Here is a 15,660-nt window from a genome sequence, read left to right on the forward strand (position 1 = left end):
GGGGCGCTGCCCCACGCCCCGCTGGGGCCGAGGGCCCCAGACCCCCGAAAATCGGGCCATAAATGTCCCGATTTTCGACTTGGCGGCTTCAGCGCGCTCCCGTTATTTCACGCTTCGCCAACCTTCTGAGGAACAGCGAATATGTCCGCCATCTCCCTGTCTTGCGATTGGCTGCGCCCGGGCGATGCGGCGACGGCGCGGCGTTGGGACGACTTCGTCCAAGCCTGCCCCGAGGCCACCTTCTTCCATCTGAGCGGTTGGGCTGAACTGGGCGCGCGGGTCTATGGCCATCGCCCTTGCTGGCTGTATACCCAGCGCGGCTGCGAGATCACCGGCGTGCTGCCGCTGTCGCGGGTCACCAGCCGTCTGTTCGGCGACTCCCTGGTCTCCACCCCATTCTGCGTCTATGGCGGCGTCGCCGCCGTGGATGAGGCCAGCCGCCAACTCCTTATCGCGCGCGCCTGTGACCTGGCGCAAACGCTGGATGTGGACGTGATGGAGCTGCGTCACCGCCAGCCGGTGCGGGCGGACTGGCCGCGCAAACAGCTCTACGCCACCTTCCGCAAGCCCATCGCCGCCGACGCCGAGGCCAATCTGCTGTCGATTCCCCGTAAACAGCGCGCCGAGGCGCGGCGGGGGATCAAGAACGGTCTGCAGTGGGCGGTCGATCCCGATAGCCGTCGCGCCTATGACATTTACGCCGAGTCGGTGCGCAATCTGGGTACGCCGGTGTTTGCCCGCGACCACTTCCGCCTGCTCGATGAACTGTTTGGCGACGCGGTGCAGTCCAGCGTGGTGGAGCAGAATGGACGTCCGCAATCGGCGGTGGTGAGCTTCCGCTTTCGCGATGAGATCCTGCCCTACTACGGCGGCGCCCTGGCCGGGGCGCGCCCTTTGGGCGCGTATGCGTTTCTCTACTATCAGGTGATGGCCCACGCCGGCGAGGCGGGGGCGCGCTGGTTCGATTTTGGCCGCAGCAAACGCGGAACCGGCTCCTATGATTTCAAGCGCTTCTTCGGCTTCGAGCCGCAGCCGCTGCACTATGAACAATATTTGGTGAACAGCCGCGCAATTCCCGAGGTCAATCCGCTCAATCCCAAATACCGCCTGTTCATCGCCGCCTGGAAGCGCTTGCCGCTGGCCGTGGCCAACCGCATCGGCCCGCTGCTGGCTGGGAGTCTGGGCTAGCCCCGCTTACTCCGGTTCTGTTTCGGCGCGGGTGGCAAGCCCATCCAGACTGATGGCGTTGCGCTTGCGTTGATACGCCGCAACCCCTTCGGCGCCGCTTTTCTCCGCCCAGGTCAGCAATTTGTCCCGCTCCGCCACGTAGGTGTATTGCGGCACGGCAAAGCCGCACGACTCCAGCACCGACTCCACATCAATGCGAATCACCTGGCGAACGCCGGGGTGGGTTTGGAAGTGGGGAAATAGCGCGATGGACTCCTTCCAGCCCGCTTCCTCGGCATGAATGGCGACGCCGCGTCCATACAGGCGCAGAATTTTGGGCTTGGCGTCGAATGAGCAAAACATGATGGTGATGCGCCCGCCGCTCGGCTGGTTGGCGTTGGCGTCCGCCAGCAGATGCGCGGCGGTCTCATTGCCACTGCCGGTGAAGTTGAGGAACGCCGCCTGATTCGCTCCCATCACACGGAAACTGTCCATCCCTTTGGGCGAAAGATTGATCCGACCCTCCGCCGTGGCCGTCGCCACAAAGAAGAGATGTTGCGCCTCAATGAAAGCGCGGATGGCGTCGCTGATTGCAGGGTGCAGAGCGCCCAATTTTCGTCTCCTTGCGCCAGGCGTCATGTGTCAGGCAGGGGCGCGGCGCACTGCCACGCCGCACTCTCCGCTTTCCCTGAAAATGGATGCGCCACTCTCCAGCTCCCAGCGGCCAAAAGGCAACAGTTCCGGGCGCGCCAGGGCGGTCTGCATGACGGTCCGGCCTTTGGGAGAGCTTGAGGGCGATGCCCGCAACATCTTTCCTCTTCTCAATCGCCAATGTCCAATTTTGAATTCGACTGAGTTTGGAAGTGTTCGCCAGAAGTGGCGTCGCAGACGCAGGAGGGCGGCGGGGTGACTCCCCTTCTTTGATCGGGACAGTGTCCGTTTGCTCCCTGGGTGGCCGCCATCCATGTGCTTAATAACAGTAATATATAGTGTAATATGGGTTACATATTGGCGCCAGCTGTATCAAGCTCCAGGTCATGGATATTCCCCAGCATACGCTTGGAGCATAATTATAAGACCATGTAATAATTGATATAAAATTCTCTTATATGGCGCGGAACTCGTTGCGGAAACAACAAGAATAACCCGGCATAATTATGTTGCAATAAGTTACGAATCCTGTGGAAATGGATCTCCCCCTATGTGATAGTGGATATGCAGGAAATGAATATGTTCCATATTACAAAGTTTTCCTGATGTTTTTCTTGGGGGAAGAGACATGTCCGGATTACGCAATATGAGCATCCGCGCGCAGATACTGCTGTTGGTGGGCATTCTGTTGACGCTGTTGCTGGTGGTTTCCGCCACCGGCTTGATCAAACTGGGCCACGTCAAGGAGCGGATTCACGATATTGATGAGCGCGGCATTCCGTTTTTGGAGACCGCCGCCGATATCTCCATTCACCAACTGGGGCAGGCGAAAACCTTGGAGAACATGTTCCGCCTGTCCGAGGAGTTGCATGTCAAAGAGATGGCCGAGCAGTTACTGGCCGAGGATAGCGACGCTTTCGTCACGCAAACGCGCGCGCATCTAAAACAGGCGCGCGTCCGTTTTGCCCAAGGCGCGCAGAAGGTGAGCAAAGATCTTGAAGAGACGGTGACGCTGCTCAAGGAGTCCACCGAGCACGCCAACTCCGAGAAGATGCGCGCCAGACTGACCGCATTGATGACTCAGGCGCAGGGGATTCTCAAAGCGTACCACCAGTTCCGCGATCAGGCGCAAGAGGCTATGGACTTGCTCGACGCCGGTCAGATCGTTGCGGCGCACCGGATTGTGGAGAAGGTAGAGCACACCGAGGTGGCGTTGAAGAAACAGGTGAGCGCATTTGTGACCGAAGTGGAAGCGCTCATTGAGGACTCCATCCATCGCACCGAAGCTGATGAGCAGTCGGCTATCTCCATGATCTCCATCATGGCTGTGAGCGCACTGGTCATTGGTCTGGCGCTGGGTTTTGTGCTGTCGAACCTCATCGTCAAACCCCTCAACGCCGGGGTGCGCTTCGCCAATGAGCTGGCGGGCGGCGACTTGACCGCCGGGCTGGATTTCCGCAGCAACAATGAGCTGGGCTCCCTGGTGCTCTCCTTGGTCAAAATGCGTGATCAACTCAACGAGATGGTGGGGGTTTTGCGGTTGCGTTCGGAGTGGCTGGATGCATCGGCCAGCGAGCTGAACAGCTCTGCGCATCAGTTGGATGAGGACACCGAGCGCATGCTGGAGCGGATGCGCGACGCCGATGAGGAGGGGCGGGACGTCAACGCGCGCATGGAGCGTATCTCCACCAGTGCGCGTCAAGGCGACGACCGCGTACGCGATGTGCTCAAAGCGGCGCAAGAGGCCAGCGAGAACATGACCACCATCTCCGCCGGGGCGGAGCAGGCGAGCATGAATTTGAACACCGTGGCGGCGGGCGCCGAGCAGGCCACTGTGAGCATGGATCACCTCACCGAGTCGGCCCAAAAGGTGACTGATAGGATTCATGACGCCTCCAACTCGGTGGAGACGGTCACCCAGGCGGTCAATGGCGTGCGCGAGCAGTGTCAGAGCGCGGCGCGCTTTGCCCATGACGCCGAAGAGAACGCCATGGACAGTTTGCAAGCGATGCAAAAGCTCTCAACTACAGCCCAGGAGATTGGCCATGTGGTGGGCATCATCAATGACATCGCCGAGCAGACCAATATGCTGGCGCTCAACGCCTCCATCGAAGCGGCGGGGGCGGGGGAGTCGGGCAAGGGCTTCTCGGTGGTGGCCAATGAGGTGAAGGATCTGGCGCGGCAGACGGCGGAGTCCACCATCTCCATTGGGCGCAGCATTGAGGAGATTCAAATCGGCGGCAAGAATGTGGCCGAGCGCGCCGAGCAGACGCAACAGGCGGTGCGGCGCATCACCGGCGTGACCGATGAAATCCTCTCCGCCATGGAGGAGCAGACCGACTCGGTGGGCGCCATTCGCAACTCCATGACCTCCATCGCCGCCGAATCCGAGGATATGAATCGCCGCATCACCGAATCCCATCAGGGCATCTCAGAGGTGACCCGCAGCGTGGGCGAGATCTCCGTGGGCATCGCCGATGTGACCAAGAGCGTGGCCGAGGCCACCGTGGGAATTGAAAGCATGGCGGCGCAGGCCAAGGAGGTAAGCCAGGGCAACAGCCGCATCACCGAAGAGGTGGTGGGCGCCGCCAAGGCGGTGGGCAGTATGTCGCACAGCGTCGACCAGGTGACCGAGCGCGCGGGCGATGTGAAGAAGCTGAGCCAGAAAGTGGGCGGACAGTCGGCGGTGACCGGCAAGGTCAGCCATGAGATCAACGAGCTGTTGGGACGCTTTACGGTGAGCGAAGCGCAGGGGCTGGTGGCGTTGCAAAGGGGTTGAGCCGCTGATGCCGGGCGCGCATACTGCGCCTGCGTCCTGCTGACCGTTGCCACGGGCTGGGCGTGCGCCATGGTCGCCCCTGAATTGCGCAACGCTCTTTGCGCAATTCAGGGGCGACCATGGGACTCCCATGGACTCCCTCTGTTGCAGGTTCAGTGCGCGGCGGCGGGACGGCTTGAGGACACGCCATGAGCGAAGAGCTCCTCTATCTGGTGCATCGCATCCCCTATCCTCCCAACAAAGGGGATAAAATCCGCTCGCACCATCTGTTGAAAGCGCTGTGCGACCGCTACACCGTGCACGTGGGCGCGTTTGTTGACGACCCCGATGATTGGCGTCACGCCGACGCTCTCAAACAGATGGTCACCGGCGAAACTTTCCTGCTGCCCCTCAATCCCAAATGGGCGCGCGTCCGCAGTCTGCGCGGTCTGCTCACCGGCGAAGCGCTCACCTTCCCCTATCTGCGCGATGGCCGTATGCGAGCGTGGGTGGATCAGCGCATGGCCAGCGGCAACATTACCCGGGGCGTGGTCTACTCTTCGGGCATGGCGCAATATCTGTCCCCCTACGACACCATCCGCCGCATCATCGATTTCGTCGACGCCGACTCCGATAAATGGGCGCAGTACGCCCTGGGGCTGAGTGGTCCCATGCGCTGGCTCTATCGGCGCGAGGCGCTGTCGCTGGCCGATGGCGAGCGCGCCATCGCCGAGCGTTTCGACGCCTCCTACGTCACCACCCGCCCCGAGGCCGATCTCCTGCGTCTCATCGCCCCGCTGGCGGCGATGAAGATCGACTACTACGAAAACGGCGTCAATCAGGACTTTTTCGACCCTGAGCGGGACTACCCACGCGTCGATGGCATGGGACCGGAGGCGTTGGTGTTCACCGGCGCTATGGACTATTGGCCCAATGTACAGGCGGTGCAGTGGTTCGTGGAGAACTGCTTTGCGGCCATTCGCGGCGCGCGCCCCGATGCGCAGTTCTTCATCGTCGGCGCCAACCCCACGGCGGAGGTGAGCGCGCTGGAAGCTCAAGCGGGCGTGATCGTCACTGGCCGGGTGGAGGATGTGCGCCCCTATGTGGCCCATGCGGCGGCGGCGGTGGCCACCCTGCGCATTGCCCGCGGCATTCAGAACAAGGTGCTGGAGGCCATGGCCATGGGCAAGGCGGTGCTGGCCACGCCCCCCGCCATGGAGGGCGCGCGACGTCTGCCGGGGCTGGAGCGCTGGATCAGCGACGATCCCGCTAAACTGTCCGCCGCCGCCATTGAGCTGCTGGCCGCCCCCTCGCTGGCGGAAGAGGCCGGGCGCATCGGGCGCGAGACGGTTAAGCAGTTCTATAATTGGGAAACAAACCTCAATCGCATTCTGCGCGAGGTGACCGCGTGACCCCAGCGTCACGGCCCCTCCACGTCGCCCATTTGCTGCATCGCTTTGACATCGGCGGTATGGAGTCGGTGTTCGCCGCGCTCATCGACCGTCTGCCCCGCGACCGTTTTCGCCATACGCTCATCGCTCTTACCGAGGTCAATCCGGCGTTCCGGCAGCGCATGGCGCGCGACGATGTGGCCATCTACAGTCTGCACAAGCGCGAGGGCAAGGATTGGGCGGTGTGGGGGCGCCTCTACCGTCTGCTGCGGCGCATCCGCCCCGATGTGCTGCACTCGGGCAATATCGCCGCCGTGGAGGGGCAGTTTCCCGCCTGGTTGGCGGGGGTCCGGCGTCGCGTACACGCCGAACATGGTCGCGACTGGCACGATCTGGACGGCTCCAACCGCAAATATCAACTGCTGCGCCGACTGCTCAACCCCTTTGTGCAGAGCTGGGTTCCGGTGTCGCAGGATCTGGCGCGCTGGATGGAGGCCGATGTGGGGCTGCCCGCGCGCAAAATCCGCCTCATCGTCAATGGCGTGGACCTGACCCGTTATGCGCCGGATTCCACCGCGCGGGCGGCGCTGGCCGAGGGGGGGATTGCGCCCGACCATTTCGTCATCGGCTGTGTGGGGCGCTTCTGGCCGGTGAAGGACCACGCCAATCTGCTGCGCGCCTTTGCCCATCTGTTGGCCACCGACCCTGAGGCGCGCCAACGGGCGCGGTTGGTCATCGTCGGCGATGGCCTGTTACGGGAACAGTTGCATACTCTGGCGCGGAAGTTGGAGATTACGCCGCAAATCTGGTTTGCCGGCGCGCGCGATGATGCGCCGCGCTTGCTGGCGGCAATGGACCTCTTTGCATTGCCTTCGTTGGCGGAGGGGACGCCATTGACCATACTCGAAGCCATGGCCACGGGGCTGCCGGTGGTCGCCACCGCCGTGGGCGGCGTGCCGGACCTGCTGGCGGCGGAGGAGACCGGACTGCTGGTTCCCCCCGCCGATCCCAACGCGCTGGGGCAGGCGATGCAGCGCTATCTACATAACCCCAGTTTATTGGCCGATCACGGCGCCGCCGGACGCGCCCGCGCCGCAGCGCGCTTTGACTTGGCGCAGATGATCGACGCCTACGCCGATCTGTTCGAAGAAACCACAGACTCAGAGCGTTAAAATCGCTGGACGCGCGCAACTTGCCGATACCAGGGATTTCTTTATCGAATGTATATTTATCGCTATAAACTCCATGATATTGCAAACTGTTACGCCTTGTTCGCAATCGCGAACTTTTGGGAAAAAATGATTGACACTTCTGTGCGCAAAGTGCAGTGTGACTAAATCGGTATGGCGATACTTGACGCCTCGCGGACGACACATTGCTTGATTCGACATTTGGGGGATCCCTCTATGCGCGTCAACTATAAGTCTTGACGAAGCGGAGGCCTTGTTTCCAGGCGAAAGTGTCACGGCGCTATACATTTCATCGATTTTGCAGCATTGCAAGGCAGTTGTCTCACAGGGGAGTTGAGCATCATGGCGGAACGGGAAACGGGCACGGTCAAATGGTTCAATGACAGCAAGGGCTTTGGCTTCATTGAACGCGATGGCGGCAAAGGCGACGCCTTCGTCCACTATTCGGGCATCAGCGGGGATGGCTTCAAGACGTTGGCCGAAGGTCAGCGTGTGGAGTTCAATGTCTCCCAGGGCGATAAAGGCCCCAAAGCTGAAGGCGTGGTGGTGGTTTGATCGCGCTGCGCTGAGTCAATCAGCGAGGAATCCAGACAAACGCCGCTCTCCATTTCGGGGGGCGGCGTTTTCTTTTGTGGGCGCTTTGGCTCCTTTGCTTCGCGTGGCGTTTGCTGGGTTCACAATTGGCGTCCATTGCTTGCGGGCTCAACCTTGTACAGAGCGTTCAATGTTTGCGTGACGGAGGTCCGGCTTGCGCTGACTATAGCCGCTTGAATCCAGAATGACACAAATCCAAAGCGCTCAATGTTTGCGTGACACTGGTTGGTCTTGCGCTGACTATGGGACAAATTTCCAACGGAAATTTGGCGGGATTCTTAAGGGTCTGTGACCCTTAAGCGGGTGTGGGCAGCGCCCACGGTTTGGATTTTGATCTTGGGAGCTCGAGGGCGCAGCCCTCGATATCTTTCATCGCCAAAATCTTTCATGTTCAATGTGAATGCGACTGATTATAATATCACAATGATTGTTTGGCCGGTCGTATGCGTGTATAACTGAGGCAGGCTTGCTGCTTCCTTTCCGTTTTGCGTCTTTCCCCCTTTGCGTTCCACCACCGCCGCTCGGCGGTTTTTTTCTGTCCGCGCGCTGAGGATTCTGGCGCCTGCTCCCGTTATTCCCGCGTCACTGATCGTCCTGTTCTGAAATGGGTTCAGAACGGCGCGTTGTGATGCTTCATTTCCCTCAAGCAGGAGAATTGTCATGCCTTATCGTAACTGGCCACCCACCCGCACGCCATTTGGGCAACCGTTCGGGCAACCGGATTGGCCCAACCCCGCGACCCCTATGCACAGGAGTCCATGAATCCATCCCCCTATGGTCAACAGAGTGCGCCGTCGCAGCCAGAAGCTACCGGCACGGCGGGCATTCGGCAGTCGGTGAGCTGCATGTTTGCCGACTCCGCCCGCCGTTACGGCTGGCTCGACGACGAAGAGGGGGCGCCGCCAGCCCAGCCCGTGCAGCCGATCCAGCAGCAGATAGCCAGTGCAGGGGCCGTTCCGGCGCAGGCGCAACCGGGGCAACCGCGCAGTCTCAATCAAACCGTGCATGACGCCATGACCCAAACCGCCTTGCGCATGGGCGTACACCCTTCACAAGGCGACGAGTATGACCTGACGCCCCGTGGGGGGGACGCCATGGCCATGGCCGATGAGACGCCGCGTATGGGGTTTGAACAGGATGCGGGGCGTTCGTCCTATTCTGGCGCAGGAGAAGACGAGGGTATTCCCGTTATTCCGACAGATCACGGGCTTTCGGCGTCGGGACCGCAGGATGAGACCCCACGGGGATTTTTTGAGCCGCCGCCGTGGGATGGCGTGGATAATGACGCCATGGACGGCGCCTATGCGGCGCAACACGGCGCGCCGTTTTATGAACAGTTGCAGTCAGAGCAGGTGATGCCGCAAAAGGCGCCGCCGGACTATACGGATTCCGATACCCAGGATGGCGCCTATGCGGCGCAGCACGGGCAATCATTTTCTGCGCCCTCTCAACCCGGTTGGATATCACAACAAACTCCCGTAGTGCGCACGACGCCGCTGCGCGTGACCACGCCGGTGGAGAATATCAGCCCGGAAGCCCGTTTTATGGGCGTGCCAGTGGATGAGGGACAACCGGTTGGACCGGGGGAGACGGCGCATCCACCGTCCCTCTCGCCGCCTCAGACACCGCCTGCGCCGCAACGATCGCCCTATGCCAAAGAGGCGCCCGCAAATATGGGAAGGGATATGGAGCAGGATCATGGGTTGGGCCGCACCCGTTTTGGAACGCCGCGCTCTCAGGCGGGCTCCGCCACGGCTTCGGGCGCCACGGACTTGTTGCGGCAGGAAGGGAATGGAGGGCGGAAAAAGGAAGGCCGAGGGGGGAAGAAGGAGAAATGCAGTAAGTATTTTGACTGGCAGTGTCCGCATACGGGTGAAAAGTAACTGATCTAATGATGGCGAATGCGTATGGAGGGAATTTATGGATTCCCTCCATACGCCCCATTGAGGCATTTACTCTCCACTATGTGAGAGATCTCTTCATTTCGAGATGACTTCGCTGCTGCGAGCGAGACAGCGTCACAGATATCTACTTTGTATGTTTTTGATAACTCAAAAATCTTTAATATATTTTCTGTATTTCCACATATTATTGCAATGGAAAGGGGGGTGTCATGAATGGAAAAATTTCTTTTCTGTTTGATGTCTGCACCTTGTTTTATCAGATCTTCAAAATATTTGTGACCAAACTCATAATCAGCAGTAATATGAATGGTGTAATATCCGTCAATGCTCTCTCGGTTTCCCAATATGATGGGGAGGAATGCATTAACGTCAGCGCCTAATCTAAGGAGTTTCTGGAACATTATTTGTTCATCTACAGCAATAGCCGCCATGAGTGCTGTGCGGTCTCGGCTTGCCTTTTTGTTTATGTCAACGCCTTGCTGTATAAGATAGTCAAAGATCTGTTTATTGCCATGGCGAATGGCGGTAATCAACAGAGTAAAACCATCAGGCCCTACGTCATCAAGATCAATCTGGTGAGATTTGATATAGGCCTCCAGCGCAATGAGATTTCCAGACTTGACGAAAACAAAGGGATCATCCGGCAGAACGGCATGGCTGCTCTGTGCCGGGAAGAGTAAGAGAGCCGTGCAAAGGGTCAGTGGGAAGAGTGTTTTTATCCGAGCCATCAGAGTCACCAAAAGAGCATGATCACGCATGTTTTGGTTGAAAGCACGCTAATTTTAACCTGATAAACCGCAAGCGCGCAACGCGCGGGGCATCAATAACCTCACGCAACTCACCGCAGGACAGCCTCCACGAGAGATCTGCCGGGAAGTCAGGACGGGTTGGGACTATTGATGCGTCTGCATGCTCGGATGGCCCCAGCCGCAGCGGTAATCACTTCTCGGCTTGTTGCTTCTTGTCCTGCTCCTCCTGGCGCGCCGTTTTCTCTTCCAGGTCATAGTAATAGCCCCAATAGGGCAGCGGGTACTCCTGGATGATCGCCGTCAGAATCCCCTCGTCGTCGCTGGCGGCGGCCAGGGTGATGACGCGCGCATCATACAGCGAGACGCCGGAACGCCGCCCCAGCGCCAGGAGTTGGCGCACATTGCCCAGCTTGTTGTGTGAGATGGCTAGCATCAGCGGGGTCATGTCGTTGATGGGATCGCGTTTGGCCAGGTCCGCCCCGGCGCGCCACAGGGTGTCGATAATGTGCGCCATCTTATCCTGCGTAGCCGCCTCCTGTAGCGGCGTCAGCCCCTCGGTATTCAGTTCGTAATCATCGGAAACCGGCTTGGCCGCATCCACCTGCGCGCCGAATCGCAGCAGCTCCTGTATCATCGCCACATCGCGATTCAACAGCGCATAGTGCAGCGGCAGAATGCCGTAATCGGTGCCGATGTTGGGGTCGGCGCCGATCTTCAGCAGAAAGCGCGCGATGGGGAAGTTGCCGTCGCGCACCGCCTCTTTGAGCAGGGTTTTGCCGCCATCCAGATGATAGTCGTTCACCCGTAGCCCGCGTTGGGTGAGGAAACGCTCCAGGGCGGGGACTTTGCCCTCGGCGGCGATATCAAACGCCTCCTGGGGCATGTGCTTGGCGTGGGAAGCTTGGGCGCTTATGAGCCACGCAGATGCGGCCAGCGTCAGCGTCAAACGGCTGCGCAGTGGGGGCATGAGACTTCTCCTTCAGTCCGATAATTCGTCGTCCTTTGCGTCTGATCGGAGCAAAAGGGAGAAAAGTTGAGCGGTTCAGTCTGATGGATAAGCCTCGGGGTTAGGCGCACACCTGGTTGCGCCCGCCCTCCTTGGCGCGATAGAGCGCCTGGTCGGCGCGCTTGAGCAGCTTCTCCACATCGTCGTCGCCATCGCGATCAAACTGCGCGCAACCCAGGCTGATGGTGACTGCGCCCACGGTCTCAAAGGGGGTGTCGGCCATGGTCAGGCGGATCTTGTCGGCCAGAATTCGCGCCTGATCCAGGTCGGTGGAGGGGGCCAGAATGATGAACTCCTCACCGCCGGTGCGATAGAAGCTGTCGATTTGGCGGATCGCCTGTTGCGTGCGTTTGACCGTCTCCACCAGCACCGCATCGCCCACATCGTGGCCGTAGGTGTCGTTGACGCTCTTGAAGTGGTCGATGTCGAGCATGATCACCGACAGCGCATCGTGGCCGCGGCGGGCGCGCTCCATGGCCAGCTTCTGATCCTCATCCCATTTCACGCGATTGAAGGCGCCGGTGAGGGCATCGGTGGTGGCCACTTTCTTCAAATGCCGCGAGAGTTCATCGCGCTTCTGAAAATTGCTGGAGAGGTTGTCCACCAGATGACTGAGACGCTCGGCCAGATGACCGATCTCGTCGGAGGAGTTGACGCTCAGGGGCGCGGCGGGGATGGGACGGTTCTCCACAATCGCTTGAGTCACGTCGGAGACGTGGCGGGTGATGCGGAAGATGTTGCTGCGGATGCTGATGATCACCAGCCCGGTCAAAATGCCGCCCAACACCACCGCGCTGGCGCCGAGGATGGCGTTGACCCACAGAAAGTCGCTCTCATGGGCGCTCAGCAGGGTGACGTCGCGTTCGGTAAAGCTCTCCACGCGGTCGATGAGCCGCTCCAGGGTGTGATCCAGCGCGGTCTCCTGGTCCTCCACCTTCGCCAGCAACTCTACATTGAGCGGACGGCCCGCCTCGATATCGTCGGCCATTGCGGCAAAGCGCTCGGCCTGTTTGCGCGCCACGCTGTCCATCTCCTGCAGGGCTTGATGAATCGCCATGAAACTGACCTTAGAGGGCGTGGCGTAACCGGCTTGGGCGATGGTGGCGGCGACGCTCAGCCGCTCGTTGAGGGTGGCGGAGTAGCGTTGTAGCCGCTTGTGGGTCTCTTGCAGCGGGGTGTGCTGGGGGTTGGCGGGCAGCTCGCCCCGCGCCAGCCGCAACAGCATATCCATGGCGATCTGCCGCTCCAGGTGGGCGATCTCCATCTGGTTGGTCAACTCGGTGAGCGGCAGGTCCAGCCGCGAGATCTCGCCGATCTCCCCCTGCATGCGGTAGAGGGTGACAATGGAGTAGATCAGCAGCAACAGGGTGAAAAAGATCAGCACCGCCGACAGGCCGCCCACCTTGCGCGCGATGGTCCATTGGAACTGCGGGCGAGAGGGTTCGGCGGCGCTGGGCATGGGTGGTTCCCCGGTTGCTGGGTCAAACTCGGAAGTGTAGTGAATCAAAACGAAAACTGCACAGAACGACCAATGTTTGCGTGACGCAGGCCCGGCTCGCGTTGACTATGGGCCGCCGACTGGTCGGCGGCGGGGTGATTCGGGCCATGGATGGCCCGAATCACGGTGTAGCTGTTGATCTTGGGAGCTTGAGGGCGAAGCCCTCGATATCTTTCATCTCCAAAACGCCAATGTCCAATTGTGAATTCGACTGAGTATAAAAGGTCAGATGATCACTGCTGAATAAAGAGAGCGTCTAGCCGATCTTCTCATCCAGCAGCAGGGCGTCGATGAAGAATTTGGCCGCCCAGTTGAGCAGTTCGTACTGGCCATAGCCGCCATCGAAAGGGTAGGAGCCCTTCACCCCACCGCGAATCCCCGAGGGGGCGTCGGGGTCGAGATTCTGTGTCTTCTTGATGAAATGCAACAGGCGGCGGGCGCCGTCGATGTAGCGTTGGTCGGCGGTGATCTGGGCAAAGCGCAGCAGCAGACCGGCCAATTGGGCGCTGCCGGTGAGGCAATCCCACTCCACGGTTCCGCGCCAATTGGCGTCCAGGCGGCCAGGGATGCGCCCCTGTTCGTCGATTTTGCCCAGCAGCGCCGCGCAGGTGCGTTTGGCGGCGTCGAGATATTGCGGCTCCTGTAGCGCCATGCCTGCGCCCTGCAACCCTTCGGCGGCGTAGCAGATGGTGTGCAGCAGCGGTTGGTCGGGGTCGGAGAGGCAGTTGTCGCGGAAGAAGCCGTTATCCGCCTGCATCGTCAGGGCGTGGTCCATATTGCGGCGCCCGGCGGCGATGTAGCGCTTTTCGCCGGTGGCTTGGCCCAGCAGGATCAGCGCGTGGCCCACGCGGGTGTTGTAGACGGTAAAGCGGGCGTCGGCGAACGCGGAGTTGCCCTCCTGCCAAAACCCTTCGGGATTTTTCGCCCGCACCAGGTAGTCGCCCGCCCGCGCCGCCGCTTCGAGAAAGCGCGCTTCGCCGGTCTCGGTGTGGGCGCGCAACCAGCCGAGCATCACCTGTCCGGTGTTGAATACCGCCGGGGTGGGTTTGCGGTCCACCGTGCCGCCCATCACCGCGCCGCTGGCGAGCTGAATTTCGTACTCCCAGTCGGCCATTTTGGCGGCGCGAATGCGCAGGTCGGGGTCGTTCAGAGCGTCGGCGGCGTCATACAGGGTGGGGATGATGTAGCCGGTGGTCTCCGGGTAGCTGGGCTGCCAGCCGTGGGAGCGGAAGTGGAAGTTCCAGCCGGCGCAGTAGGCGCGCGGAACGCCGGAGTCGGCGCTGACGTTGTGGGCGCGTTTGATCCAGTCGATAGTCGCTTGCAGGTGGACGCGGTTGTCGCCGGGAGGGGCGCTCCAGTCGATGGCGCGTTCGTGCAGAATCTCGGTGTGCGCCTGCCGGATGACGAAACGGGAGGTCATCGTCATGCGATAGAGCGTTTTGGCGATTTTCACCAGGACGTCGTCGGACCACTTGCTCATAGCGTCACTCAATCTATTGAGTCTACGTCGTTTTCTCCGAAGATTAAGAAGCGCAAAAAGTGTGGAGCGCACTCGGAGTCAAACTAACGAGGGTCCAGGGAAATCATTTCCCTGGTGGGTGCAGGGCAAAGCCCTGCCGGGTCACGGGCGGCGCCCGTGCGGGTCCAGGGCGGCGCCCTGGTCAGGGTCTGGGGCGAAGCCCCAGTCTCTTTTATCATCCAATATCTTCTGCGTTCCCTATCCCTGTTTACGCCCCCAAATGACGAACTTTTCACCGGTCCAGCGGAACCACGCCAAGTGGAACCAGCGCTTTTCGAAATCGAAACAGCCCTGATAGTAACGCTTGAGGGATCCCGGCGCGCGTTTGAGCCACTGGGCGTCGATGAAGAAGGGCTGAAACAGATACTTGTGATAACCGAATCCGGCGCCGCGCCCGCTGATCTGTGCCAAACCAAAACCGCGCATCCACCCTTTGACCTGGAACCAGCCGTTATAGAGGTCGTGATCCAGCCCCCAGTCGTCGAAAGGCGACATGGAGTTAAACACAGCGCGGAACGGCGCGTTGAGGATGCGGCGCAGCCAGGGGGTTTGGCGAATCGCCTTATAGGTGGTTTTGAGATTCCAGAAATTGTAGAGTTCCAGCGCCATTTCGCCGCCGGGCTTGAGCACGCGGGCCATCTCGCCCACGGCGCGCTCCTGCTCATGCAGATGTTGCAGCACGCGGCAGGAGATCACCGTATCGAACACGCCGGGTTTGAACGGCAGGCGCTCCAACTCGCAGCAGACGTGGTGCTGGCCGCGGCCATGGTCGCGGGTGCGCTTGAGCAGATTCAACGAGGCGTCGACGCCGACGCCGGTGGTGGATGCGGGCAGGCGCGAGAGGAAACGCCCGTTGCCGCAACCGGCGTCCAGCAGCATGCCTGGGGCGCGCTCCTGCAGGCAGGTCTCCAGCGCGTAGATTTCGGATTCGTGGTTGTAGACGCCAAAGGGGTCGCCGTCGCCTTCCACCTTCTGGTCATACAGCGCGGCCTTTTCGGGGCTGTCCCAGTAGCGCTGGAACTGGTTCTCCATATGGTCGCAATCGACCCCGGCGATGAGCATGGGGATCTCCTCGATCACTGGATAGCGCGCGCCGCAGCTTGCGCATGCGAGGCGGTTCTCCTGCTCGCCGACGGCCACATCGCCGCCGCAGGCGGGGCAGGCCAGAAGGCTCAATAAACTGGGGGAGATCGTCATGGCCGTGTGCTGAAGTTCCCGTTATAGCGTAACGTT

12 protein-coding genes are annotated in these 15,660 nt (G+C 60.5%); 6 read left to right on the forward strand and 6 right to left on the reverse strand.

Annotation, left to right across the window (positions count from 1 at the left end; genetic code table 11):
* Positions 1-141 precede the first annotated feature (141 nt).
* On the forward strand, positions 142-1,188 hold the full coding sequence (locus MAIT1_RS02965; RefSeq protein ID WP_085440601.1) for a FemAB family XrtA/PEP-CTERM system-associated protein: 1,047 nt from the start codon (positions 142-144) through the stop codon (positions 1,186-1,188).
* A gap of 6 nt (positions 1,189-1,194) precedes the next feature.
* On the opposite strand, the gene MAIT1_RS02970 is transcribed toward MAIT1_RS02965, so the two are convergent.
* Positions 1,195-1,779 (reverse strand): pyridoxamine 5'-phosphate oxidase family protein, encoded by a 585-nt coding sequence (locus MAIT1_RS02970; protein WP_143814620.1) that lies wholly within the window; start codon positions 1,777-1,779, stop codon positions 1,195-1,197.
* A gap of 667 nt (positions 1,780-2,446) precedes the next feature.
* On the opposite strand from MAIT1_RS02970, the gene MAIT1_RS02975 reads away from it, so the two are divergent.
* The 5 genes from MAIT1_RS02975 (at position 2,447) to MAIT1_RS02995 (ending at position 9,634) form a co-directional block, all read left to right on the forward strand.
* A complete protein-coding gene (locus MAIT1_RS02975; RefSeq protein WP_085440605.1) occupies positions 2,447-4,597 on the forward strand; it encodes a methyl-accepting chemotaxis protein in 2,151 nt (716 codons plus the stop codon).
* A gap of 188 nt (positions 4,598-4,785) precedes the next feature.
* Positions 4,786-5,988, forward strand: coding sequence for a TIGR03087 family PEP-CTERM/XrtA system glycosyltransferase (locus MAIT1_RS02980; RefSeq protein ID WP_085440607.1), 1,203 nt, complete (start codon positions 4,786-4,788; stop codon positions 5,986-5,988).
* Positions 5,985-7,139 carry a TIGR03088 family PEP-CTERM/XrtA system glycosyltransferase gene (locus MAIT1_RS02985; protein ID WP_143814621.1) on the forward strand — a complete coding sequence of 385 codons (1,155 nt, stop codon included), beginning with the start codon at positions 5,985-5,987 and terminating at the stop codon, positions 7,137-7,139. Before MAIT1_RS02980 ends, MAIT1_RS02985 begins: the two co-directional genes overlap by 4 nt.
* A gap of 360 nt (positions 7,140-7,499) precedes the next feature.
* Positions 7,500-7,712, forward strand: coding sequence for a cold-shock protein (locus MAIT1_RS02990; RefSeq protein ID WP_085440611.1), 213 nt, complete (start codon positions 7,500-7,502; stop codon positions 7,710-7,712).
* 797 nt (positions 7,713-8,509) lie between these two features.
* On the forward strand, positions 8,510-9,634 hold the full coding sequence (locus tag MAIT1_RS02995; RefSeq protein ID WP_085440613.1) for a hypothetical protein: 1,125 nt from the start codon (positions 8,510-8,512) through the stop codon (positions 9,632-9,634).
* Between the two features lie 35 nt (positions 9,635-9,669).
* Here MAIT1_RS02995 and MAIT1_RS03000 read toward each other — a convergent pair whose 3' ends face one another.
* The 5 genes from MAIT1_RS03000 to MAIT1_RS03020 all read right to left on the reverse strand — a co-directional run bounded on the left by MAIT1_RS03000 (position 9,670) and on the right by MAIT1_RS03020 (position 15,624).
* The gene (locus tag MAIT1_RS03000; RefSeq protein ID WP_085440615.1) at positions 9,670-10,413 is read right to left on the reverse strand and encodes an ankyrin repeat domain-containing protein; all 744 of its coding nucleotides are present in this window, start codon (positions 10,411-10,413) and stop codon (positions 9,670-9,672) included.
* 181 nt (positions 10,414-10,594) lie between these two features.
* Positions 10,595-11,371, reverse strand: coding sequence for an ankyrin repeat domain-containing protein (locus MAIT1_RS03005; RefSeq protein WP_085440617.1), 777 nt, complete (start codon positions 11,369-11,371; stop codon positions 10,595-10,597).
* A gap of 100 nt (positions 11,372-11,471) precedes the next feature.
* On the reverse strand, positions 11,472-12,869 hold the full coding sequence (locus MAIT1_RS03010; RefSeq protein ID WP_085440618.1) for a GGDEF domain-containing protein: 1,398 nt from the start codon (positions 12,867-12,869) through the stop codon (positions 11,472-11,474).
* 295 nt (positions 12,870-13,164) lie between these two features.
* Complete coding sequence (locus MAIT1_RS03015; protein ID WP_085440620.1) at positions 13,165-14,388, reverse strand: glycoside hydrolase family protein; 1,224 nt, start codon at positions 14,386-14,388, stop codon at positions 13,165-13,167.
* A 237-nt stretch (positions 14,389-14,625) separates the two neighbouring features.
* A complete protein-coding gene (locus tag MAIT1_RS03020; protein WP_085440622.1) occupies positions 14,626-15,624 on the reverse strand; it encodes a methyltransferase domain-containing protein in 999 nt (332 codons plus the stop codon).
* Between the last annotated feature and the right edge of the window lie 36 nt (positions 15,625-15,660).

Origin of the sequence: Magnetofaba australis IT-1 (assembly GCF_002109495.1) — a bacterium.
GTDB classification, from domain to species: domain Bacteria; phylum Pseudomonadota; class Magnetococcia; order Magnetococcales; family Magnetococcaceae; genus Magnetofaba; species Magnetofaba australis.